Consider the following 25147-nt stretch of genomic DNA (forward strand, 5'->3'; position numbering starts at 1 on the left):
ACACCCAAATATTTTGATATATATTTTTTATTTTTTTACTATAACTTAAAATTATCTAACGGATTATATATCTCCGTTTTTACATGCGTAATATTTTCGTTGTTTTACTCGAACCGTGTTATAATAGCTTCTGAATCAAATTACACCGCTATCAGATAGTGTGTTGCAAAGCTATGCTTTGGTAGGCTAGTGTAAAAGTAGTCTTATTTTTTGTTCTTTCCAAGGTTTTCTTAATTATATCTATATATAAACTATATATGCATAATTGAGGGCTAAAGTAGAGATATATCTTTTGACTAATCCACCGCTAAGCTTAATCAGAGATTAAGCTTGATTTAAAATACAATCTCCTGACCGAGCGAAGGATGAAAGATTAATATTAACCCTAATTTCTATAATTTAATTTTTAGTCTTTTCAGAATACTGCTGATGTAAGATGTACAATCATCATCACCTTCCGCAGGAGCCCATGGCGCAAAGTTTTTATCTATCGCAGCATTATAAGGACCATCTTTTACTTCATAAGCAACAGAGCCGGCTTCTAAACAAATAATAGTATGCCAGATTCGGGGAGCAATTTCGGCTCCATAATTTCCTTTTCCGGCTTCTAAAATAATATGGTCGCTTATATTTCCGTTATCGTCAAACTCTACAACTAATATACGACCGCGTAAAACAAAAAAGGCTTCTACTTTATCAGGATTCTCGTGTTTGTGAGGTTGAATATAAGTGTTTAACTCTAACGCATTTAACATGCGTTGTAGCCTTGCGTTATCTTCTTTATGGAAATTGAAATTCTGTCTGCGACGCCGACTAATTTTTGCTTTGTCGGATGTTATAGAAATAAATTCTTCGTTAATCTTAATCATTCTATGATAATATTGGAAAGGTAAAAATAACTTTTGTCCCTACTTCTTTTTTGCTTTCAATTTTTATACTTCCCTCGTGTTTCTTTACAAACTCGTTTACCAAAACAAGTCCTAAACCACTTCCTTTTTCTCCCTCTGTTCCGGCATTAGTAAAATCACTTTCGATTTTAAATAATTTATCTATATCGTTTTCATCAATTCCAATACCATTATCTTCAACGATAATTTCGATAAAATCCTTATCGTTCTTACTTATTGTTTTCCCTAAATAAATTTTAATCAGACCGTTTTTATGTGTGAATTTAACGGAATTACTAATTAAATTTCGGATAATAGTTTTAAGCATATTTTCATCTGCTAATAACTTAATATCACTATTTATATTAACCAATATATCTATTTTTTTTGAAGACACGACTTCTGATAAAAGGTCAATAGTATTTTGAACTAAAGCTTTTAATTCGACTTCTGTAGGATTAAAAGATATCGTTCCATTTTGAGTGCGCGACCATTCTAAAAGGTTTTCAATCAAATTATACAGGTTTTTAATGCTTTTATAAATCAATTGTATAAACCGAGTCTTTTTTTCCTCTTCAATAGTTTCCGGGTATAGAGCTATTATCTCCGTTAGACCTAAAAGACTATTAAACGGACCACGTAAATCATGAGCTAATATGGAGAAAAACTGATCCTTAGCAGCATTACTTTTACGCAAGCTAAGCTCAGATATTTTTAATGAATCTTCTAAAGCCCTTAAGTCTGTAACATCTTGAATAACAGATTCCACGAAAGGATTACCTTCGTTATCAATGTGTTTTTTACTGCTAAATTTAACTAATAATGGCTTTTCGTTTGTGTTTTTCCACAAAGTTTCACCCTCAATTCTATTAGACTTTTCTGAACTTAAATTATCTATAATCGTTTTGCGTTCCTCGGGCTTAACGTAAAAATCTTTAATATTATGAGTTTGTAATTCCTCCAAACTCTTACAATTTAGTAAATCTAAAAGCTTAGTGTTAGCTAATATAATTCTACCATCAAGTGTAGTTGTGATTATTCCTATATCAATTGTATTATAAATATGTTTATATCTCTCTTCACTTTCTGCCAATGCACCATGTTGGCTTTCTATGGTTATATTTTTAAAATAGATTACATAAAATAATATAGTAATTATCAATACTAATAAGCTTCCGACAATTATAAGCGTAATAAAACTATTTATATATCTGTTGGAATAATTATCTGATGTATAAGATATTATATAGGCTACGTATTCCTTTTTAATATTAATAATGGGAATAAACGAAATCACATACTTACTTTTTTTAAGATTAACAAAAACAGAAAATGCCTGACTTTCGTTGAGTTTGTTTTGATATTTTTTCTTAATTATTCGGTCTAATTTTTCAAGTGTTTCTTTCGTGAAATTTTCATCTGTATTATCATAATGCAAAAACTTTTTTTCTTCAACCCAATTATCGGAGAGCGCGCTTTTAACATAATTACTTTTCTCATCGTCAAACACGTTTTTGTCTAGTACCGATTTTTTAAGTATAAAAGCATAAACATTATTGGCTTGTTTATAAAGCATATCATTAACAGCCCCAAACGAGATACTGGTTTCAACTGTTCCTATATGTTTTCCTTTATATGACAGTGGGTATACAAAGCGAAAGCCATTATATATTTTACCATTTTCAAAACCTTGAACCGATATTTTTTTAGCATTGGCTATTCTTACAGATTCTCTAACATCCGTTAAATCATCACCAAATTTTTCTGGCCTATGGAAACGCAAAAAACTTCTATTATCGGGTAAATGAAAATGAAGATACTTAATAGCATTGGTTTTAAGACCAAGATAAACAGGATTTAACACTTGATAGAGGCTGTCTCTTATTTCTGCTTGTCGCTTTTCGTTGCTTTTGTAGGCGCGACTGTATAATGATAGTACTTCGGGTTTATTTATTATTTGTTCAAAAACAATATCAGAAGCTAATTCATAGGTGTTAAAGATAGATTCGTAGCTGGTTTTTAGTTGTATGGTATAATCTTCTAATATATGATTCCGCTTAGATTTAAAGTTAATACTCCCAACTAAAATAAGAAGACTTTCTCCAACAAAAAAAGCCAATATAAATAACCACACTGTATTTTTATGTATCTTTCTCATTTATACATTTGCAAAATATACATTGGTCAAATATAATTAAAAAATATAAATGTCCGTAAAGCACATAGTTAGAATAAACTCATTTGTTTAGATTCTAAATCAAGCAAGGATTGCTTTAGTTTAAGTCCGCCGGCATAGCCTGTTAAATCGCCTTCTTTACTTAGTACACGATGACAAGGGATAACAATCCAAATAGGATTACTGCTGTTTGCTAAACCTACTGCACGAGATGCTTTTTTATCACCAAGTTTACTGGCTATATCTCCATATGAACAGGTTTGTCCGTAGGGTATTTTTGCCAATCTATTCCATACTTTTCGTTGAAATTCAGTTCCTTTTAAGTGAACTTTAAGACTAAAAGTTTTTCGCTTACCTTCAAAATAGCCCTCTAATTGATTGTTTACTTTTTGTGCTTGTTTACTAAGCTTTCCCTCTGAAGTGTTTTTATTCGTCGTCTTTAGATAAGTCAAACCAAAACCATTAAATCGTAATTCTAATTTACCTATTTTACTATCAATAACGACAGATTCAGATTCTTTTAGAAGCTCTTTAAGAACTTTTTTAGTATTTGGTAAAATTTTTATCCCCTTTGGTAGAGACGAAATATTGTCATCTTCAGAAATAAAATAAGCCTTTTTATTTGCGGCAAAATAGAATTGCACAATGGTATACAAATCTTTATCGACTTTAAAAATTAATAATGCAGATGTGTTATTAACAAGTTCGCGAAGTTGTGAGCCTAAATTAGTTTTACTTAATTGCTTAGGAACCGATATTAATTTAATACCATAATCATTTGTTTTGGCTTCAAGATCGAGTGGGACTTCCTGAAAACCATATAATGCCAATGCCGAACCGGTGTTTATCATAAGTTAAATGCTGCAAGGTCAAAGTTAGTAGAATTATGGGGAAATAACAATATTAAATATCTAAGCAAATATAATTATAACACAAAAATATCAAGCCTTTTTAATTATGACAATATTATCTTTTGTTGGAGTATTTTTTAATTTACAAACTCGCTTAAATCCGATTGTAAAATGTATGCTAATTCTTTAAAGTTTTCCTCACGAGTTTCAGTAAATAAAAAACCAAATATCGGGTACTTTTTATAATCGAACTTTCTTAATTCCAATGGCTTTTCAAATTTAGCCAATAGTTTTTCATAATCAAAAGATTTGATTTCCTCCGACTTTTTTCCGGTAGAATTATCTAATATTATCAACCCGAATAATTTTTCGGATTTTCCTCTTAATATATCTTTCCAATCGGGCTTTAAATTTTGAAAGAAGGCAGCATAAGGATTAAAACCCCAGGCATAAGATGCTAAGTCGGCAGTAGTACAAAAGCCGCCAAAGCGAAGAGGGTTTACTTCAATTGGTATAAGCTTTCCTTTATCATCAACACGAACCTCAACATGCAAAGGGAAATTTTTTAAATTAATCAAGTTCCCGAGGTCATTTAAGAAATTTGTAAACGGAGACAAATATGTTTCCATAACAGATTTTGAAGTGGCATAAACACGATCGCTTACGTCGTTTACAGATGCAAACTCATGTTTCATAATATTAAGAATTACCGCTTCGCCTTTTTCATTGTAATAGGCATCAAAAGCAAACTCTACTCCCTGAATATAACCTTCAATAATTAGTTCTGTACTATCTAAAACTTCTGAGGGGAAAAGGAGAGCAGCTTCTTGTATTTCTCTTTTCAGTTTTTCTTTTATTTTTGGCCATTCCTCATTGCTTTGAACAGGATATACCGCCAAACTAAAAAAACCAATAGCAGGTTTTATAATAAAAGGCTTAGGTAGATCCTCAATTATAATACTATCCAAATCTTTGGGTTTTACCGATTTATAAAACATTTCGGGAAATAGCTTTTCTGTCAATTTTCTAAAAGCAAGCTTATTTTTAAACCAATTGATTTTTTCGTGTAAATCACTTTCTTTTAAATGCTGTGCTATCCATTGAATAGCATTCTCCGAATTGGTGTAAATGCGTGCATTTGGGGTGTTCTTATAATATTGTACGGCTTCTTCAGTAGAAAATAATAGTGTTTTGGAGTCCAAATTTAATTCTTGGCTATATTCATTGTCTAATACAGGGAAATCAAATTTAGTTACTGTTTCTTTCAGATAATCAGAAACGTAGGGTTTGTCTAATATTATCATTGAAAATTATTCGTTTTAAATTTATGAGCTGACAAAGGTAATAATTTCAATGTATTTAGTGTTGAGTGATAAAAAACGGCAGGTTTTTCTTGTGTTCTATTTTCTTTGTATCACTAACTGTATTACACATAAAAGATTACAGATAACACAAAGTCCTAAAGTTACAGCATTGATTATTAATCTTTATAACCGACTATAAACCTATTTACTAGTGGAAGCTGTTTTTTGTATCTAAAATAATTTAAATTTGTCGGAATTTGTTTTTAAACAATAAAAAATATTTAATGTGCCAAGTCTTAAAATTTAAGGACGACTTGTGTCTATATAAAATTACATTCCGATGAAAAAACTTAGCTATTTATTTTTGATTTTAATTACTTTTTCGTGCACATCAGGTCCGGAAAAACAGGTGAATCAATTGAATGTTAAACAGACTGTTGAAGCAAAAAACGGAATGGTAGCTACGGCTCATCCATTAGCATCGGAAGTTGGGGCACAAATACTAAGGCAAGGCGGAAACGCTTTTGATGCTGCTGTTGCTGTTCAATTTGCTTTGGCGGTAGTTTATCCTCGTGCCGGAAATATTGCCGGTGGTGGTTTTGCTGTTTACCGTAAAGCAAATGGAGAAACAGGGAGTTTAGATTTTAGAGAAAAAGCTCCGCTTACTGCAACTTACGACATGTATTTAGATGAAGATGAAAATGTTATACCAAAGTTATCTTCTTTTGGAGTGCTCTCTATCGGAGTTCCGGGTTCGGTTGACGGAATGATAGAATTGCATAAAAAATTAGGCTCTTTACCCTTCGAAAAACTTATTCAACCAGCCATTGATTTAGCAGAGAATGGATTTATATTAACGCAAAATGATGCTAAAAAACTGAACTATTATCAGAAAGATTTTTTAAATGCCAATGATAGTACAACCTATTTTTTTAATGGAGGTAAATGGCAGGTAGGAGATAAAATTGTTCTTCCGGAATTAGCTCATACTTTAAAATTAATTCGCGATAATGGACGCAAGGGCTTTTATGCCGGAGAAACAGCGCAAGAAATGTTGGATGAAATACATTCAAGCAATGGAATTATTAGTCAAGCCGATTTTGATGCTTACCATTCTATTTGGAGAAAACCTATTGAAGGTAAATACAAAGATTATAAGGTAATTTCTATGCCGCCACCATCAAGCGGAGGTATTGCTTTGCTTCAACTTTTAAAAGGAAGTGAGCAGTTTCGTTTTGCGGAATTTGGACATAATTCAACACAAAGTATACACTTGATGACAGAATTAGAGCGTCGTGTTTATGCTGATCGTGCAACTTATTTAGGCGATTCCGATTTTTATGATGTTCCTATAGATATGCTTTTAGACTCAGCTTATTTGGCAAATCGTTTTTCTGATATCCATTTGGATAGTAAAACAGATTCAAAGGATATAAAAGAAGGAAATGTTGAAATTATTGAAAGCATAGAAACAACACATTTTTCAATAGTTGATAAAGACCAAAATGCCATTGGTATTACTACAACTTTAAATGGTAATTTCGGCTCTAAAGTTTTTGTAGAAAAGTCGGGTTTCTTTTTAAATAATGAGATGGATGATTTTAGTGTAAAACCCGGTATTCCAAATCAGTTTGGTCTGGTAGGTGCCGAAGCTAATGCTATTGCGCCGGAAAAGAGAATGCTTAGTTCTATGACCCCTACAATACTTGAAAAAGACGGAAAACTGTTTATGGTGCTTGGAAGTCCGGGAGGAGCAACTATTATCACTGCCGTATATCAAACTATTTTAAATGTGGTGGAATACGGTATGGATATGCAGCAAGCTGTGAATGCAAGCAAAACGCACCATCAATGGTTACCCGATCGTATTTTGTATGAAAATAACGGTTTAGACTCTTTGGTTATCAAGCAACTGCAAAAAATGGGACATAAGATGGAGCCTCGGTCTGCTATTGGTAAAATGGATGCTGTTTTAATTTTACCTGACGGAACAATGCAGGGTGGTGCCGATCCAAGAGGTGATGATACTGCTGTTGGAGTTAAATAGGATTCTTTGAATATTATTTCTCACTAAGTCGCTAAGAGTCGTCAAGATTTTATTGGAGGTTTTTTTCGACCAAATTTTCTTTGTGTCTCTGCGCCTTTGCGTGATATTTTTCCTTAGTGATTTTGTGACTCTGTGGTTTCTTTTTACCGCTAAGACATCAAGCCACTAAGATTTTTATTTCTTCTCTGTTTTTCCTTTGTGACTCCGTGTCTCTGTGGTTTATTTTTCACCACCAAGCCAAAAGGCACTAAGTTTTTATATTTCTTTAAAATAAATCTAAATTTCGTTTTAGCAAAAAAAGCTTCCAATTGGAAGTAAATTTTATTGTAATTTTGTACAAAATCCTTAGGGGCGGGGATGCTCGATAAAGACACTTTCGAGAAGTTAAAAAATGCCCACAAGAAATCTCAAAATAGTTTTGAGATCACGAAATAACTTTTACCAATGCAAAAATTATTATTGTTAGGTGCTGAGGCTATCGCTCAGGGCGCTATTGATGGTGGTATGTCTGGTGTTTATGCATATCCTGGTACTCCATCGACCGAAATAACAGAATATGTACAGCATTACGAATTAGCAAAAGAAAGAAACATTCACAGCAAATGGTCAGTCAACGAAAAAACGGCTATGGAATCAGGTTTGGGAATGTCTTATGCTGGTAAAAGAGCCATGGTTTGTATGAAGCACGTAGGCTTAAATGTAGCTGCAGATGCTTTTATGAATTCGGCTATTACCGGAACAAATGGCGGATTATTGGTTACTGTTGCCGACGATCCTTCCATGCACTCTTCTCAAAATGAGCAAGATTCTCGCTATTATGGCAAATTTGCTCAAATCCCAATCTTAGAACCTGCCAGTCAGCAAGAAGCTTATGATATGGCTTATGTCGGCTTTGAGATGTCTGAACGCTTTCGTGTTCCTATTTTAATTCGTATCACAACCCGATTGGCACATTCACGTGCTGCCGTTGAAAGAAAAGTTTTACTTGATCAAAACTCAATTAGTCTTCCTTCTAATCCACACCAATTTGTACTCTTGCCTAATTTTGCTCGAGTTCAGTATAAAGGTCTTTTAAATAGTTTTTCCGGATTTATCGAAGGTTCAGAAGTTTCACCTTTTAATGAATATAGAGATGGTGAAGATAAGTCGCTTGGTATTTTAGCCTGTGGTTTATCTTATAATTATTTGATGGAAAATTTCCAGAATAAACCCTTGAAATATCCATTATTAAAGATTGGTCAATATCCTATGCCTCGTTCAAAAGTTGAAAAATTAATGAATGAATGCGATGTGGTTTTAGTTTTAGAAGATGGTTATCCGATGATAGAAGAGGTTTTAAAGGGATATACCGCTAAAGAAAATATCAAAGGGCGTCTCGATGGTACTATTCCTCGCGATGGTGAATTAAACCCAAATATCGTTGCGCAAGCACTTGGTTTTGAAGAAAAGAAAAAAGATTTACTCAGCGATGCCGATTTAAAAGAACTTTTAAAAGCTCGGCCACCCGCAATGTGTACGGGCTGTGGTCATATCGATGCTTATAATGCTTTAAATGAGGCTTTAAGTGAGTATTCAGCCGGTCGTGTTTTTTCTGATATTGGATGTTATACTTTAGGAGCTTTGCCGCCATTCAACGCTATTAATTCTTGTGTTGATATGGGAGCCAGTATTACTATGGCTAAGGGAGCTGCTGATTCCGGACTTATTCCGGCGGTGGCTGTTATTGGCGATTCTACTTTTACTCATTCCGGAATGACCGGCTTAATTGATGCAGTAAATGAAAGCTCACCTATAACGATTTTAATTTCAGATAATTTTACAACAGGAATGACAGGCGGACAAGATTCTGCTGCTCTTGGTAAGCTTGAAGATATTTGTGAAGGTATTGGTGTTGATCCTGCACATATCAAGGTTTTTGTTCCGATGAAGAAAAATCACGATGAAATGGTGAGGATAATTCGAGAAGAATTAGCTTATGATGGCGTTTCAGTGGTTATTCCTCGTCGCCAATGTATTCAAACTACACGCAATGTAGAACTGAATAAACGAATTACAGAATTAAACCTTCGCTAACTCTAAAATTATAAAAAAAATGAAAACAGATATTATATTAGCAGGTGTTGGCGGACAAGGAATTTTATCCATTGCAGCTACTATAGGAATGGCTTGTATAGCTAATAATTTACATATAAAACAAGCCGAAGTTCATGGTATGAGTCAGCGTGGTGGTGCTGTTCAATCGCACTTTAGATTGTCTTCCGATCCTATTTCTTCCGATTTAATCCCAAAAGGGAAAGCGGATATTATTCTTTCGGTTGAACCAATGGAAGCTTTGCGTTATCTTGACTTCCTGAAGCCCAACGGATGGATAGTTACCAATACCACCCCTTTTGTAAATATTACTAATTATCCTGAAATCGAAACAGTTTTAAATAAGCTAAAAAGCAGAAAAAATACTGTTCTTCTTGATGCTGATAAAATTGCAAAAGAACTTGGTTCTGCCCGTTCTTCAAATATTGTGATTTTAGGTGCTGCCAGTCCCTTTATCGATATTCCTTATAAATCTCTTGAAGAAGCAATTAAGGAAATATTCTTACGCAAAGGCGATAAAATAATTAACGTAAATATAAATGCTTTAAAAGCAGGACGTGAATTTGCAGAAAAACAATAGAGATTAAACAAATGAATAAACAAAGACTTGAAAAATATCGAGTCTTTGTTTTTTTATATCTAATTCGGCTTAATTGCTAATTTTAAAATTTTGTTAAAACCTTTTATTGTATAACCTATTTCACTAAGTTTGTGTGAAAAATAACTTTTAAATAAAACATTATTAATCTCATCCTTTTGTTTAGTACAGCACATATCGTTGCATCATTCGTTAACGAAAAACGATAAACTAAATCTCTAGATTTTAAAATTAATCTTTATGAAAAAAACAATTTTAATTTTAATCAATGTCTTTTTCCTTTCGGGAATAATATTTGCTCAAGATATTGATTTAACACAAAAAGTTCCTTTCGATCCCGAAATAAGGACAGGAACACTGGAAAATGGACTTACTTATTATTTAAAACATAATGAAGAGCCTAAAGAAAGGGCTAGTTTTTATATGATTCAAAACGTAGGTGCATTACTCGAAAATGATAACCAAAATGGTCTTGCTCATTTTCTTGAGCATATGGCTTTTAACGGAACAGAGCATTTTGAAGGCAAAGGAATCTTAAATTTTCTTGAAAAGAACGGCGTTGCTTTTGGGTCAAATATAAACGCTTATACCTCTTTTGCTGAAACGGTATATAATTTAAGTGACGTTCCAACTACAAAACCGGGTTTAGTTGACAGTTGCTTATTGGTTCTCCACGATTGGTCAGACTATTTACTTCTTACTGATGAAGAACTTGATGCCGAACGGGGCGTAATTTCAGAGGAATGGAGAACACGCAGAAATGCGAGTTTTCGTATTCGTGCTCAAATGTTTCCTGTTTTATTTAAAGGCTCAAAATATGCTGTTCGCGATGTAATTGGTGATCTTGATATTATAAATAATTTCGAATACGAAACGATTCGTAATTTTTACCACGATTGGTATCGTACCGATCTTCAGGCTATTGCTGTTGTTGGTGACTTTGATTTGGATGAAGTAGAAGCTAAGGTCATAGAGCTTTTCTCTGAAATTAAAGCCGTTGATAATCGTCGCGAACGCGAAGGCTATACAATTCCCGAACATGACGAAACCTATTATGTCCTCGCAACTGACGAGGAAGCATCTCAATCTTCTATCAGCATTTATATTGTGCGTGAGAACAAAGACGAGCAGGAAAAAACATTGAATGATATGCGTGAAATGTATATCACAGATTTATATAATACTATGTTTAGGATGCGTATTTCTGAACTATTGCAAAAAGGAACTCCTCCATTTATTATTGGGAGTAGTTCAAATGGTGGATTTGTCCGTCTGTATGATGCATATTCTATAAATGTTGTTGCTAATCCAAACAAGGAAGATGTCGCTTTGGAAGCTATCTTGACAGAAACAGAAAGAGTAAGACGATATGGCTTTGTTGAAACCGAATTGGAAAGAGCAAAAACAAACTTCCTTACACAAATGGAAAGTGCGTATAAGCAAAAAGATAAAATATCAAACGATCGTTATGCCCGTGAAATCCAACGTTATTTCTTAACAAAGGAGCCTACTCCCGGTTTTGATTTCGAAATGGATTTTATGAAAAAAATTATTCCGGAAATTACTGTGGAAGAAATAAATGCTAAAGCTAAAGAATGGATAGTTGATAAAAACAGAACTATTGTTATTTCAGGTCCCTCAGAAGGTGTTACGCATTTAACCGAAGCAGAAGCTCTTGCTATTATGGAAAAAGTAAAGCAGGCTGAAATTGCTCCTTATGTTGATGAAGCAGCAGCAGCCTCTTTAATCTCTGAAGATTTGAAAGGCTCAAAAATCATTTTCTCTAAAAAACTTCCTGCTTTTAATGCTGTTGAATGGAAATTAGGTAACCGTGTAAAAGTTGTTTTTCGTCATGCCGATTATGAAAAAGACAAGGTTAGCATACGCTCTTTTAGTAAAGGTGGAAGTTCTCTTTTTGGAGATAAATACGTGCCTTCTGCTATGATGGTAAATGAATTTGTAAATGCCTATGGCGTTGGCAAATTTGATGCGATTAGTTTACGAAAAATGCTTACAGGTAAAAAAGTAGAAGTTAGTCCAAGCTTGGGCGATTTAACAGAAGGAATTAACGGCACTTCAACACCTAAAGATATTGAAACCATGTTGCAATTGGTTTATCTTTATTTTGAACAACCACGCTTTGATGCTGATGCACATAATGCACTTAAAGGCAGATATGCAGCTTATATGGCTAATTTAGCTAACAACCCTCAAAAAATTATGCAAGACTCTTTGAGTATGATTTTAACAGATTATAATTCAAGGACAAGAATAATGAATACCGAATTTTTTGACGAAGTAAGTATTGAACTTATTGAAGAAATGTACAAAGACCGCTTTAAAGATGCAAGCGATTTCACTTTCTTTATTGTGGGTAATATTGATGAAAAAACACTAAAACCTCTTGTTGAAAAATATTTGGGTTCTCTTACCGATATCAAGCGTGAAGAAACATGGAAAGATAACCATGTGAATGCACCCGAAGGAAGAACCGAGAAAGAGATTGAAATCAATTTTGCTACTCCAAAAACTAATGTAAATGTAATTTACACAAAGGATTTTGAATATACTCAAAAGAATCGTTTGGGATTATCTATAATCAAAGCAGTTTTAGACCTTCGTTATACCGAAACTATTCGTGAAGAAGAAGGCGGAACCTATGGCGTGGGTGTGAGAGTACAAACTTCTCATTATCCGGAAAGTGAAGCCACGCTTTCTATGTATTTCGATTGCGATCCTAAAAAAGCAGATCATTTAAAATCTCTTTTGTATAAGGAAATAGATAAAATTATTGCGGAAGGTCCTACGGCCATTGATTTAGATAAGAGCGTGAAAAATATGCTAAAAATACGCGAGCAATCTAAATTGCATAATCAATATTGGTCATCAGCACTTTATAATTATTATTATCACGGTATTAATACAGATGACCCTGCTAATTATGAAGATATTCTAAAGGCTTTTACTATTGAAGACATCAAAGAAATTGCAGCGGAATTTTTTACTGATGCTGATGAAATTGATGTGATTTTTAAACCTGAATCAGAATAGGTTTTAAATATTTTTATTAAACAACAAGGGCTTATAGTTAATTCTACAAGCCTTTGTTTGGTTTTGGGAAATTTTAATTTAAAGTGAAGGATGTACAAAATTCATGATCGCCATACATAATCTCATCATAATGTTCTTGAGTGATATATTGCGGTGTATATTCTCCCCCTTGTGCTTCAAGCTGACCTAAAAATCCGCGTAAATGATTACGAGAGCCGCAATCTAAAAAGTCAAAAACGGAGATTATATCTGCATTTTGAGTGTTTTCAAGATATTCTTCTAATTCGTAAATATCTACATCTTCAATAGTGCAACCAACTTTTTTCTTCCATCATATAATGCATCATTTCTAATTCTGCCGTAGTTAACTCTACTTCAACAGCTGTTTCTCCCATAATTTCTACTGTATCATCATCTTTGCTACAGGATAAAACAACCAAGCCTAATAGCATAAAAAGAGGGATTGCAGTCTTTAATTTCTTCACAATATTTATTTTTTATATTTAGGTATTACGATACTAAAATGCGTGCCAAAAAATCAAAGGGCTTAAAAAATTTATAAAATTATTTTTAAATATCTGTTGTTTTAAATTTTGATTATAAGTGTATTTTTGCACCTAAATATTTAAATAAAAAACAATGAAAAAATTATTAATCACTTTTAGCGCATTTATATTTTCGCTTAGTATTTTTGCTCAAGCGGACACTACTTATTGGAAAACTGAAGGCGATTTTTCAATACAATTTAATCAGGTAAGTTTTAGCAATTGGGCTACCGGAGGCGATAATTCCTATGCCGGTGTAATAGGCCTTAACTACAGCTTTAATTATGCTAAAGACAAATCTACTTGGGATAATAAATTGATACTTGCTTATGGAATGCAAAGTCTTGATGGAGACCTTAGAAAAACAGAAGATAAAATTGATTTTTCCAGTAAATACGGACGTAAAATAAACGATAAAATCTATTTCGGAACTTTGTTTACTTTGAAAACACAATTTGCAAATGGATATAATTATCCTAATACAACAGATTATATATCACAGTTTGCCGCTCCCATTTATATTGGAATAGGGCCCGGAATTGATTTTAAGCCTAATAAGTTTTTGTCTATATTTGTCTCTCCTGCTACGGTACAATGGGTAATTATTTCAGATACTTATCTTTCTAATTTAGGCGTTTTTGGAAATGCTCCGGGCGAAAATGTTAGAACTCAATTTGGTGCTGCTGTTAAACTGCAGTTTAAAAAGGATATTGCTAAAAATATAAATCTTGATACTAAAGTCGAGTTATTTTCAGATTATCTTAACAACCCTCAGAATATTATTATCAATTGGGATGTAATATTAGACATGAAAGTAAATAAACTTATTTCGGCAAAAATTACTACGGGATTAATTTACGATCATAATATAATTATTATGGATGACGCTGGAAATCCTTTAGGCCCCAGAACTCAATTTAAAGAAATGTTTGGAGCAGGATTATCAGTTAAATTCTAATAACTATTAAAAAAATAGATTTAGCCTGAATCGTTTTTAGATTCGGGCTTTTTTATATCAAACAATATGTATTTTTGTAGCCGATGATTCAAAAAGATAGCGTAAATACAAGTTTATTGCCTAAAGAGCTTTCTATAGGTAAAAGTAGTGATAGTATTTCGCATTTCTTTACTAATAACTCTAAGGTTGAAATGCTGGAGATTAAGCGATTAGAATACGAGACTATTCCTTTATGGATTCATCTTAGCCTTTTCTTTTGGGTCATTGTCATAATAATTGCTCGTCAATCATATACACTTCGTTTGCGCCAGATTTTTATAGCTTTTCTAAAACCAAAACAAATAAAACAATTACATCGTGAGGGTAACTTGCTTAAACAGATTTTTCCTGCTCTTTTGTTACTTTTGTATGCTTTTGTAATTTCATTATTTACATTCTTATTCCTAAATCAGCATTTTATACAATCGTTTTATTTCTCTTCAGGAGAAGGTTTTTTGTTTTTGTATACAGCTGTAATTTTATACCATCTGCTAAAATTTATTACTATTAAATTTTTCGGAATATTGTTTGACACAGGCTCGTTAAGTACTCTTTATTTGTTAGATCATTTTGTGTTTTACATAAGTGGAGGAATTGTCCTTTTCCCATTAATTATTTTATATATTTATTCTGAAATACAAGCGTTTTTATATCTTGCTGTAATTGTGTTAATTACTTTGTGGGTATTTCGTATAATTAGGGCTGTTTTTATAGGATTAGACTGTATAAATTATTCACGGTATTATTTATTTTTATACCTTTGCACGCTCGAAGTATTACCTATTTTTTTATTGTATAAACTATTTTTTCAGTTTATGTGATAAAAATGGTAAAAGTGCTGTTGTATAATTAAATTTTTATCCGTGAAATTTAAAAACGTATTAGTCTCGCAACCTAAACCTGCTGATGTAGAGAAATCGCCTTATTATATTCTTGCAAAGAAATATAGGGTAAATATTGATTTTCATAAATTCATTAAAATTGAAGGTGTTAAAGCTATTGATTTTCGTAAGGATCGTATCCCTATTTTAGATCATACTGCTGTTATCTTTACCAGTCGTAATGCTGTTGACCATTTCTTTCGTTTATCTAAAGAGATGAGAGCGGAGATCCCCGATTCTATGAAATATTTTTGTGTTTCAGAAGCAATAGCTTTTTATCTTCAGAAATATGTACAATATCGTAAACGTAAGATTTTTTATGGTCGTCAGAGTTTTGCACAACTATTAGAAATTATTGTAAAGCATAAAACCGAGAATTTTTTATTGCCTTGTTCTGATGTTTCAGAGAAAGATTTATCGCAAATACTTAAAGACAATAAAGTTAAACACAGCAAAGCTGTAATGTATCAAACCGTGTCGAGCGATTTGTCAGATATTGAAATTGATAAATATGATTTACTCGTATTTTTTAGTCCTTCCGGACTGAAATCGTTATTTGCTAACTTTCCCGATTATAAACAGGGCGATACTCTAATTGCTGGTTTTGGTCCGGCAACTTGTAAAGCTGTTAGGGAATCGGGCTTGAAATTAAGTATAGAAGCTCCTACTAAAACAGCACCCTCTATGACTATGGCTATAGAGCAATATATTGAGAAATTAATGAAGACAAAATAAGGGATCTTCATAACAAAGACCCTAAAAATGTATACCCTTAATAAAAAGGAACGTCTTAATAGTAAAATAAATATTCATCGCCTTTTTGAGCATGGATCATCGTTTTTTAGCTACCCTTTTAAAGTTTACTATAATTTTGAAGAAATTCAAGAGGTAAGTCCAAGAGCTTCTGTTCTTTTTAGTATTGGAAAAAAACAATTCAAGCTTGCGGTAGACAGAAACCGTATAAAAAGATTATGCCGAGAATCTTATCGTTTAAATAAATCTTTATTGCTTGATATTCTTGAAGAAAAACATATAAAAGCAGAGGTTGCTTTTGTTTATGTAGGAAAAACAATACCTGATTTTCAAGATTTAGAAGCTAAAATGCAAAAGGCACTCCGACAATTATCACTTATTAAGCATAAATAGGAAAGCTATCCTGTAGATTTTGTATATAATTGATTAAGAGTGACCTCTAACAACCATCAACATAATTTTTAAGTTCAGTTTAAAGAATTGATAAACTTGATAGAAAAAATTGCGACGCCAATGCATAGTCCATTTTGATGGTCGTGTAGCAAAAGCCTGTCCGGAATACGGAGTATTTTTTAATCGATCGTGTATATTAGTCATAATCTTATTTTTTATTCGGGAATTAAAGACCAACCAAATTTTCCTTTGGCTTTATAAAGAAACATATAATGCATAAAAAGTTTCATCCAATGTCCGGCTAATCCAACAACACCAACGGTTCTTGAGATGTCCCTTCCGTATTCCGGATATTTATTCCAGTCGGGAACAATTGGTGAAACAGTCATAGTAGCTGCCTGTCCGGTAAAAGGACCATATCCTGCAGAAACAATACAAGCAGCACCCATCTTAGCCATAGTAGCATGGTGAGGATGTCCGCCTTTTCCTGTTTTGATACGATAAACTACATTTTGAGCAACAATTTTTCCAATTACACCCGATGGCATACCTGTTCTTGGTGGTGTTGGAAATATAGGTGTTCCGTTTTTACTTTTCTGAGGTTTAGACATGCCATGAGGAGGAGCAAATGCAATCCCGCTAGCGTATAGATTGTCGTATGCCGGACTTTGGTAAATTAAAGGCCAATCCGATGCCAACCATTCTTCAAATGGTTTACCTGAATAATCAGCATCAACTTTCATCATTCCGTTAGCAGCAAAAACAGTATTTGTTATATCATCTCCGGCGTTATTAAATGCTTTCATATCCGCACCCTTAAATCCGGGAATTAACATTGCATAATCAAATTCTTGCTCTAAATATTCGCCTTCTAAATTCTCGTAAAATGCTTTTCCTTCTTCTACTTTATAAACTCCGGCACGCTTAATCCAGCGAATACCATATTCAGCTAAAATAGATTCTGTGAAAATTTTAGTAGGTGTAATATAGCCTCCACGCTTAATGTAAGCACCACCCATACCAAAATCGCCCAACTCATATTCATTACTAATCCATACGATATCAGCTAACTTATTTAGTTTGCGTTTATTTACTTCAAAAGCAATGTTTAAAGCATATTCAAAAGCAGCACCCTGACAAGTAGCAAGTCCATGACCTGTTCCTATAAGGAAAGTTTGGTGTTCTCCATTCTCCATCTTTTCTAGAGCCAACTGAAGATTTTTCCAAGCATGTTCAGCATGGTCGTAAGTACATACCGATTGGGTGAATTTATCAGGTCCTAAACCTTCTGTAGCTGCAAAATTTAGTTTTGGTCCGGTAGAATTTATCAAGAAATCGTAAGTAACATTTTCTTCAAGACCTTGTTTCCCTTCTTCGACATAGCGTATTTTTACATAAGGACTTTCGATTTCATTATCGCCTTCGGGATGAATAGAGATTCCCATAGCTTGTTTATAAACAATTCCTTTTTTATCATAAACAGGCTTTAGTTTGAATTTTACCTGATCAGGTTTCATTAAGCCTACGCCCACCCAAATATTTGATGGTACCCACTGATAGTGGCTGTTTGGACTCACCATGATTATATCGTGTTTTTTACCCAACAGTTTTTTTAAATACATAACAGCAGTATGACCGGAAACTCCGGCACCTAAAACTAAAACTTTCGCCATAATAAAATCAATTTAGTTTTTCGTTTTTTAGGTATTTGATTACCTATATATTGTTGCTCATTTTGAGCTATTTACAAAGCTACATATATTTTTCACTTTAGCAAATAATAAAAATAAAAAAGGCAAAATGAAATCTCTAAAAAGTATTTAAGAAAAATAGATACCTTTAAAGTCTGTTTAGATAATCAATATGGAAATAAAAAAAAATCTTGGACTTATATTTATTTTTACCTTGTTTCTTTCTTTAACGGGAAGTTTTAGTTCTTGCAAATCTTTACATTTGGATCATGCATCCCGTATGGAAAAAAAGGCTATTCGTTCGGCAGAACGTAGTAAACGAAAAGCCAATAGAAAATTTACCAAACAGTATGATAAAAAGTATAAACACCAAACTAAGATACAAAACGAACAACAGCGTAATATGATAAAACAAAGTCGGAAAAAACCTAAAAATATGGGGAAACGCAGGCGTAGCTTTTTCTTATTTCGCTGGTTGGGTATTTAGTTTAAATAAACTCAAGCTTTTTCCTGTTATTTTATTTAACTTTACACCTTAAAATTATAAAATGGACGATTTTATTTATACGCTTTTATTTGTTGGATGGATAGTTTATAGTATTTATTCTGCCGTGAAAAAAAATAAGGCTAAAGTAAATAGCTCTCAAAGCCCACCTTCTCCAACATCTGAGTCTTCAGATATTATTGATAATGTTCTAGAATCTATGTTTCATCAAGAAAAACCTTCAACGGCTTCTGTTGCTCCTCATCCTTATTCGGAGGGTGATTTTGAAGAAGAAATTCTTGATACTTATCAAAATCAGGAAGAAGTATCTGATTATGAGGAAACAGATTATTTAGATACTGTTCCTGAAGCAGATGTAGAAAGCAAAATTGACACTTATTCAGGAACCGATAATGTAGAACCCTCTATTATTTTTGAAGAAGAAAAGAATGAAATACAAAAATCGGCAATTGATGATAATGAGGAGGATAAAAACACTAACTCTTTAGACTTTGATTTACGCCAGGCTGTTATTGCGCAAGCAATTTTAGAAAGACCATATGAATAGTATAAGCGGTTTGCTTACGTTTAATTATGAATATTAAACCCTCTTATATTAAAGCTTAAATTTTAAGCTTTTGTTTTGTAACCGAAAGCACTATTTTCCGTCCTATAAATGAAAACCAGGCAAAATGGCTTTTAAAGATGATAGTTTTTACATAGAGGAGGTGCTTAAAGGCAACAGCAGTGCGTATGCTCCTCTTGTTGAAAAGCATAAAGGAATGGTTTATACCATTTGCTTTAGAATTGTCAGAAAAGCCGAAGAAGCCGAGGAGTTGGCACAAGATACTTTTTTAAAAGCCTTTGATAAATTAGATAAGTTTAGAGGAGATGCCAAATTTTCGACTTGGTTATACAGAATAGCTTATAATGCGGCAATTTCAATGACTCGCAAACGTAGGTTAGAAGTTCATGCACTTGATGATTTTGTTATTTCAAATTATTCGGAAGATGATATACGTGAGGATTTGGATGCTGTTGATGCTGAAGAGCAACAAAAAATGCTTCAAACAGCTTTGCGTACTTTATCCGACGATGATTATTTAATTATTAATCTCTTTTATTTAAAAGAATTATCGGTTAATGATATTAGTTCAATAACAGGATTGTCGGCAGCTAATGTGAAAGTAAAATTACATCGTATTAGAAAAAAACTGTATGTTAAGATGCAAGAAGACTTAGTGAAAAATGAAGAGATTGTAAACAATTTATAAATTTGTAATGATGCAAAGAGTTATTATCGAGATTTTATAATACAGCAAAGGAATTAATAACTACTTACATCTTATCGTTAAGGTAAAATTATCAAAAGATGAAAACGATAGAAAAAACAGAAGGATATCAGGAGGTTGATCAAGACACTTTTTTAAAGTCATTGTTTAATGAAAATTATCTATTGTCGCCTTCTTTGAATTTTACAGCCAATATTATGGCTAATGTTCAACAAAAAGAGAGCTTAGCATCAGAGTATAGCGTTAGTGCCGTAGGTAAAAAAATTACTTTCTTAATCTTTGGCTTAATTGCTCTTATTAATCTAACTGTGGTGTTTATCATTTGGCCTTATATTTCTGTTTGGCTACCTGAAGAGGGGATTATTCGCTATTTATTGGAGAATGTAAATACGATATTTTTAGATTATGTTATTCGTATTTTTACTCGTACTTTTTCTTTGTCCTTAATATTTATTATTGCATTAGCATCATTCTCATTATTTGGCATTGATGATATTTTAAGAAAACGTTTCCGTATTTTACAGAACAACGGTTTTATGTTTTAAAAATCATATTTTGTCTCGAAGGAAAATCTAAATTGCAATATGAAAGAAGGCGTTCCCTCGTATAATAAAATTTGGCAGGTTTCTTATCCTATAATTCTAAGCTTACTTGCACAAAATATTATAAATGTTATTGATACAGCCTTTTTAGGTCGAGTGGGAGAGGTTGAATTAGGGGCTTCGGCTATTGCCGGATTATTTTATATTGCGATTTTTATGTTGGGTTTTGGTTTTAGTAACGGAACTCAAATAATGATTGCTCGCCGAAATGGCGAAAAAAAATTCAAACAAATAGGGAGTATTTTTGATCAATCAGTTTACTTTTTTCTACTGTTAGCGCTGATTATTTTTACGTTTGTTTATTTCTTTGGCTCTCCTGTTTTAAAACAAATTGTTTCTTCCGATAATATTTTTCAAGCCTCAAAAGCCTATTTGAATATCCGTATTTGGGGTATATTCTTTGCTTTTGGAAACTTGGCTTTTAGAGCCTTATTTGTTGGTGTAACCAAAACAAAAGCTTTGGGATACAGTGCTGTAATTATGGCTGTTACAAATATTATTTTTGATTACCTATTTATTTTTGGTGAGTACGGATTCCCACAAATGGGTATCGCGGGAGCCGCTTTAGCAAGCATAATAGCAGAAGCTGTTTCTTTAGTATTTTTTGTTTTTTATGCCCGCATCACTCTTAACTTTAAAAAATGTCAGTTGTTTCGTTTTCCTAAAATCGACTTTATTATTATAAAAAGTACTTTGTCGATATCTACTTATATTATGGTGCAATATTTTTTATCTGTTGCTACTTGGTTTATGTTTTTTGTAATTATAGAACAAATGGGAGAACGATCATTAGCTGTTTCAAATATAGTACGAAGTATTTATATGATTTTGGTTATTCCTATTATGGGATTAAGTACGGCAACAACAAGCTTGGTAAGTAATGCTATTGGCGAAGGCTTTACCGATAGCGTAATGAGTATTATTAATAAAATAGTAAAAATAAGTCTCTTTAGTATTATTCCATTCATCTTACTTATTTGGTTGATTCCCGGATTATTAATTAAAATATATACCGACGATCCCGGCTTGATTGCCGATACGCTTACTTCGCTTTATGTTATTAGTGGTGCAATATTAATTTTTGCCGTTGCCTTTGTTGTTTTTAGTGGGGTAAGTGGAACGGCAAATACTAAAACAGCTCTTGGAATAGAGGTGGTTACATTAGTTTTTTATATTTCGTATTTGTATTGGATAGTAATTTTGCGTAATGTGGATGTCGCTATTGCGTGGACTTCAGAATATGTTTATATGTCGGGGCTTAGCCTGTTTAGCTATTGGTATTTGATAAAAGGAAATTGGCGACAAAAAAAGATATAATTAAAAATTTAACCAATAATATCGATAGCGTTCGGGTAATTTTATAACAATTTTTTCAGAAAAAAAAGCATATATCCCTGAACCGCTTCCACTCAGGGATACGTAGATTGCTCCCTTTTGATAAAGTTTTTCTTTTATTTCTGCTAAAAGAGGGAAATCGGTAAATATTATATTTTCAAAATCATTTTTTAAAAGCTGCTTCCAATTTTTAATAGGTTTTTTAAGAACGTCTTTGGGTAGATTGTAATGTGTCTTTACTGTAACTTTATCATAAGTATTTTTGGTAGAAATAGAAATATCGGGAATTATTAATAAGAGCTTTAAGGGATTTAAGTTTAGCTTAAAAGGTTTTAAAAGTTCGCCTCTTCCTTTTGCATATTGTGTTTTTTGTATTAAAAAAAACGGACAATCGCTGCCAATTTTTAAGGCTAATTTTATTAAAGCATTCCGGTTAATGTTGAGATGAAAAAGCCGATTGATAGCCAAAAGAGTATGAGCCGCATCAGAACTTCCGCCTCCTAAGCCTGCTCCACTTGGAATCTGTTTGTGCAAATGAATTTTTATACTTGGAAAAGTATAGTGTTTTCGTAGAATAAGTACTGATTTCCAAACTAAATTGTCTTCGATTGATATATCGAGCGGAAAGCCTGTAAGTTTTAATTCGTCCTTATTTTGATTGGGATTTTCGATAATCTCTAAAATATCATAAAGTTTTATGGGCGATAAAAGACTCTCGATATTATGATATCCGTCAATACGTTGATTTAAAATGGCTAAACCTAAATTTATTTTGGCATAAGGAAACCAAAGCATACTAATTGTGTTTTTCTTTAGAGGAATGGTGATGCTTCTTTTTTCGTTTACGTTTATTAATATGGTCAATACCCATTCTTCTTAAAGAAGAATAACGAGTTAAATCAAATTTTACATCGCGTAATAAACGCCAGTTCTTTTGCCATTGTTGCTCTTCCTTATAATTTATCAGCGTCTTTATAAAATACGACAATCCAACAATAAATCCGGCTATTGCCAGATAAACCATCTCGCGTATATCACTAGAACCGTAAGACTTTGAAATTAAAATAGGTTCAAAAAGTAAGGAATAAAATAGAAGATAAGTAAAAATAAGCAGTCCTAAATACATAGTAAAAGTGAATACATTATAAGTGTATCTTTTTAACGTATTTATATTACGTTGTTTTTTACGGGCTTTATAACGTGACTTCTTGCTGGAATGACTCGACATAAAAACTCTATTTATTTAAATCAAAAATACATAATTATTTAAGACAGATATAATAATTCTTATTGTAAATTGTCCGGATGCTATTTTGAGTCGCACCGCGAATAAAAGATAAACGGCATTATCTTGTCCATATCCACAATTCCATTATTTTTGTATTCATTATCGAAAATAATTAAAACACAATTGAATATGAAGAAAAATTTATTCGTGCTAATGACAGCTATTCTGATGTCTATTACCACAATTAATCAGTCAAATGCTTGTACCAACTATTTGATTACAAAAGGTGCTTCAACCGATGGCTCTACTATGATTTCTTATGCGGCCGATTCACATGTTTTATTCGGAGAATTATACCATTGGCCGGCTGCAACTTGGGCAGATGATGCCATGTTGGATGTTTATGAATGGGATACTGGAAAATATCTTGGGGCTATCAAGCAAGCTAAACAAACCTATAATGTAGTAGGAAATATGAATGAATACCAGGTTGCTATTGGTGAAACAACTTATGGCGGACGTAGTGAATTACACGATCCAAATGCTATTATGGATTATGGTAGTTTGATATATATTGCGTTGCAACGTTCAAAATCTGCTCGTGAAGCAATTAAAAATATTGCCGATTTAATGGATAAATACGGCTATTATAGTTCCGGCGAATCTTTTTCTATTTCGGATGCCAATGAAGTTTGGATTATGGAAATGATTAGCAAAGGAAGTGTTGAAACAGGTGCTGTTTGGGTAGCTCGTATGATTCCTGATGGTTATGTTAGTGGTCATGCTAATCATGCTCGTATTGGAACTTTTCCAAAAGCCGATGGAAAAACCAGTATTACATCTAAAAATTTAGATAAAATATTTGATACTAAAATTACAACTGTATATGCTTATGATGTGATTGATTTTGCTCGTAAAATGAAATGGTATAAAGGAAAAGATAAAAACTTTAGTTTTTCTGAAACTTATGCTCCTGTCGATTTTGGTGGTGCTCGTTTTTGCGAGATCCGTGTTTGGTCTATGTTCGATCAGCTTGTTGACAATATGGACGACTATTGGGAATATGCAAAAGGAAATATTGAACATGGCGATAAATTAGCCAATGGCGATAAAAATGTTGATGGATATGCAACTAACCGCATGCCTTTGTGGATAAAGCCAAATAAAAAAGTTAGTGTTCAAGATATGATGCATTTTATGCGTAATCACCTCGAAGGAACTGAATTAGATATGAGTAAAGATGTTGGAGCAGGACCTTTTAACGTTCCTTATCGTTGGCGTCCACTGACTTGGGAAGTAGAAGGAGAGTCTTATTGCAACGAACGCGCAACAGCTACTCAACAAACAGGATTCTCTTTTGTAGCTCAATCGCGCTCTTGGTTACCCAACGAGATAGGCGGTATATTTTGGTTTGGTGTTGATGACGCATCAAGTTCTGTATATATTCCAATGTATTCCAGCATAACAAAAGCCCCACATACTTTTGAAAGAGACAATGGTAAAATGATGGTTTGGAGTGATGACGCTGCTTTTTGGGTGTTTAATCAATTAAGTAATTTCGCTTATACTCGTTATAATACAATTCATCCTGAAATTGCAGAAAAGCAAAAAGCCTTTGAAGATGGATTTGTTGCTGCAACTAAAGAAGTGGATAAGGTTGCTCTTACTCTTTTAGAGAAAGATACAAAAACGGCAGTAGAATACCTTACCAATTATTCTTGTACCGAAGCCGATAAGGTAACTTATGCTTGGAAAGAGTTTTACCACTACTTATTTATGAAGTATATGGATGGTAATATTAAAACAGCTGATCCCGGAAAACAAAATCCTAAGTTAAAACAACCAGGTTATAGTAAAGAATTTTTAAAACAAATTGTTGACGAAACTGGTGATAAATTAAAAATGCCAAAAGAAAAAGGCGGTCACTAAAACTTAATTAAG

Annotated in this window: 24 protein-coding genes; 14 read left to right on the forward strand and 10 right to left on the reverse strand. The window is 32.9% G+C overall.

The features are described 5' to 3' along the window. Nucleotides 1–392: 392 nt before the first annotated feature. The 4 genes from J7K39_07460 to J7K39_07475 form a co-directional block, all read right to left on the reverse strand. The gene (locus tag J7K39_07460) at nucleotides 393–869 is read right to left on the reverse strand and encodes a WbuC family cupin fold metalloprotein (GenBank protein MCD6179725.1); all 477 of its coding nucleotides are present in this window, start codon (nucleotides 867–869) and stop codon (nucleotides 393–395) included. Nucleotide 870: 1 nt separating this feature from the next. Next, nucleotides 871–3021 carry a PAS domain S-box protein gene (locus J7K39_07465; GenBank protein ID MCD6179726.1) on the reverse strand — a complete coding sequence of 717 codons (2151 nt, stop codon included), beginning with the start codon at nucleotides 3019–3021 and terminating at the stop codon, nucleotides 871–873. A gap of 92 nt (nucleotides 3022–3113) precedes the next feature. Then, nucleotides 3114–3914 (reverse strand): methylated-DNA--[protein]-cysteine S-methyltransferase, encoded by an 801-nt coding sequence (locus tag J7K39_07470; protein MCD6179727.1) that lies wholly within the window; start codon nucleotides 3912–3914, stop codon nucleotides 3114–3116. Between the two features lie 137 nt (nucleotides 3915–4051). Continuing rightward, a complete protein-coding gene (locus J7K39_07475) occupies nucleotides 4052–5218 on the reverse strand; it encodes an ATP-grasp domain-containing protein (GenBank protein ID MCD6179728.1) in 1167 nt (388 codons plus the stop codon). A 340-nt stretch (nucleotides 5219–5558) separates the two neighbouring features. Between J7K39_07475 and ggt the strand changes: the two genes are divergently transcribed. From ggt to J7K39_07495, 4 genes are all read left to right on the forward strand, one after another. Next, the gene (gene ggt / locus J7K39_07480) at nucleotides 5559–7265 is read left to right on the forward strand and encodes a gamma-glutamyltransferase (protein ID MCD6179729.1); all 1707 of its coding nucleotides are present in this window, start codon (nucleotides 5559–5561) and stop codon (nucleotides 7263–7265) included. Between the two features lie 444 nt (nucleotides 7266–7709). Continuing rightward, complete coding sequence (locus J7K39_07485; GenBank protein MCD6179730.1) at nucleotides 7710–9338, forward strand: indolepyruvate ferredoxin oxidoreductase; 1629 nt, start codon at nucleotides 7710–7712, stop codon at nucleotides 9336–9338. Between the two features lie 19 nt (nucleotides 9339–9357). Beyond that, the gene (locus J7K39_07490) at nucleotides 9358–9936 is read left to right on the forward strand and encodes an indolepyruvate oxidoreductase subunit beta (GenBank protein ID MCD6179731.1); all 579 of its coding nucleotides are present in this window, start codon (nucleotides 9358–9360) and stop codon (nucleotides 9934–9936) included. Between the two features lie 258 nt (nucleotides 9937–10194). Further along, nucleotides 10195–13005, forward strand: coding sequence for an insulinase family protein (locus J7K39_07495; protein MCD6179732.1), 2811 nt, complete (start codon nucleotides 10195–10197; stop codon nucleotides 13003–13005). Between the two features lie 73 nt (nucleotides 13006–13078). On the opposite strand, the gene J7K39_07500 is transcribed toward J7K39_07495, so the two are convergent. Then, on the reverse strand, nucleotides 13079–13312 hold the full coding sequence (locus J7K39_07500) for a DUF2202 domain-containing protein (protein MCD6179733.1): 234 nt from the start codon (nucleotides 13310–13312) through the stop codon (nucleotides 13079–13081). Next, nucleotides 13308–13490: a hypothetical protein gene (locus J7K39_07505; GenBank protein ID MCD6179734.1), complete on the reverse strand. Its 183-nt coding sequence runs from the start codon at nucleotides 13488–13490 to the stop codon at nucleotides 13308–13310. The genes J7K39_07500 and J7K39_07505 overlap by 5 nt, the downstream gene beginning before the upstream one ends. Nucleotides 13491–13644: 154 nt before the next feature. On the opposite strand from J7K39_07505, the gene J7K39_07510 reads away from it, so the two are divergent. From J7K39_07510 to rnpA, 4 genes are all read left to right on the forward strand, one after another. Further along, complete coding sequence (locus J7K39_07510) at nucleotides 13645–14508, forward strand: DUF3078 domain-containing protein (protein MCD6179735.1); 864 nt, start codon at nucleotides 13645–13647, stop codon at nucleotides 14506–14508. 83 nt (nucleotides 14509–14591) lie between these two features. Continuing rightward, nucleotides 14592–15368, forward strand: a complete 777-nt coding sequence (locus J7K39_07515) for a DUF4271 domain-containing protein (GenBank protein ID MCD6179736.1) — start codon at nucleotides 14592–14594, stop codon at nucleotides 15366–15368. Between the two features lie 42 nt (nucleotides 15369–15410). Continuing rightward, on the forward strand, nucleotides 15411–16163 hold the full coding sequence (locus J7K39_07520) for a uroporphyrinogen-III synthase (protein ID MCD6179737.1): 753 nt from the start codon (nucleotides 15411–15413) through the stop codon (nucleotides 16161–16163). A 27-nt stretch (nucleotides 16164–16190) separates the two neighbouring features. Then, nucleotides 16191–16574, forward strand: coding sequence for a ribonuclease P protein component (rnpA, locus tag J7K39_07525; GenBank protein ID MCD6179738.1), 384 nt, complete (start codon nucleotides 16191–16193; stop codon nucleotides 16572–16574). A gap of 33 nt (nucleotides 16575–16607) precedes the next feature. Here rnpA and J7K39_07530 read toward each other — a convergent pair whose 3' ends face one another. Beyond that, nucleotides 16608–16778 (reverse strand): hypothetical protein, encoded by a 171-nt coding sequence (locus tag J7K39_07530; protein ID MCD6179739.1) that lies wholly within the window; start codon nucleotides 16776–16778, stop codon nucleotides 16608–16610. Between the two features lie 11 nt (nucleotides 16779–16789). Beyond that, complete coding sequence (locus tag J7K39_07535) at nucleotides 16790–18247, reverse strand: NAD(P)/FAD-dependent oxidoreductase (protein ID MCD6179740.1); 1458 nt, start codon at nucleotides 18245–18247, stop codon at nucleotides 16790–16792. A 190-nt stretch (nucleotides 18248–18437) separates the two neighbouring features. Here J7K39_07535 and J7K39_07540 point away from each other — a divergent pair, with 190 nt between their 5' ends. The 5 genes from J7K39_07540 (at nucleotide 18438) to J7K39_07560 (ending at nucleotide 21960) form a co-directional block, all read left to right on the forward strand. Further along, nucleotides 18438–18752: a hypothetical protein gene (locus tag J7K39_07540; protein ID MCD6179741.1), complete on the forward strand. Its 315-nt coding sequence runs from the start codon at nucleotides 18438–18440 to the stop codon at nucleotides 18750–18752. A gap of 61 nt (nucleotides 18753–18813) precedes the next feature. Further along, nucleotides 18814–19317 (forward strand): hypothetical protein, encoded by a 504-nt coding sequence (locus J7K39_07545; protein ID MCD6179742.1) that lies wholly within the window; start codon nucleotides 18814–18816, stop codon nucleotides 19315–19317. Between the two features lie 124 nt (nucleotides 19318–19441). Beyond that, entirely contained in the window at nucleotides 19442–20023 is a 582-nt protein-coding gene (locus J7K39_07550) for a sigma-70 family RNA polymerase sigma factor (GenBank protein MCD6179743.1), read from the forward strand. A gap of 98 nt (nucleotides 20024–20121) precedes the next feature. After that, nucleotides 20122–20586, forward strand: a complete 465-nt coding sequence (locus tag J7K39_07555; protein ID MCD6179744.1) for a hypothetical protein — start codon at nucleotides 20122–20124, stop codon at nucleotides 20584–20586. Nucleotides 20587–20625: 39 nt separating this feature from the next. After that, entirely contained in the window at nucleotides 20626–21960 is a 1335-nt protein-coding gene (locus J7K39_07560) for an MATE family efflux transporter (GenBank protein MCD6179745.1), read from the forward strand. On the opposite strand, the gene J7K39_07565 is transcribed toward J7K39_07560, so the two are convergent. Together J7K39_07565 and J7K39_07570 are read right to left on the reverse strand one after the other, a co-directional pair. After that, nucleotides 21961–22773, reverse strand: a complete 813-nt coding sequence (locus tag J7K39_07565) for a 4-(cytidine 5'-diphospho)-2-C-methyl-D-erythritol kinase (GenBank protein MCD6179746.1) — start codon at nucleotides 22771–22773, stop codon at nucleotides 21961–21963. It lies immediately after the preceding gene. Nucleotide 22774: 1 nt separating this feature from the next. Continuing rightward, nucleotides 22775–23206 carry a hypothetical protein gene (locus J7K39_07570; protein ID MCD6179747.1) on the reverse strand — a complete coding sequence of 144 codons (432 nt, stop codon included), beginning with the start codon at nucleotides 23204–23206 and terminating at the stop codon, nucleotides 22775–22777. A gap of 189 nt (nucleotides 23207–23395) precedes the next feature. On the opposite strand from J7K39_07570, the gene J7K39_07575 reads away from it, so the two are divergent. Beyond that, nucleotides 23396–25135 (forward strand): C69 family dipeptidase, encoded by a 1740-nt coding sequence (locus J7K39_07575; protein ID MCD6179748.1) that lies wholly within the window; start codon nucleotides 23396–23398, stop codon nucleotides 25133–25135. Nucleotides 25136–25147: the final 12 nt, after the last annotated feature.

It is taken from the genome of Bacteroidales bacterium, from assembly GCA_021157585.1.
In the GTDB taxonomy this organism is placed as follows: domain Bacteria; phylum Bacteroidota; class Bacteroidia; order Bacteroidales; family UBA12170; genus UBA12170.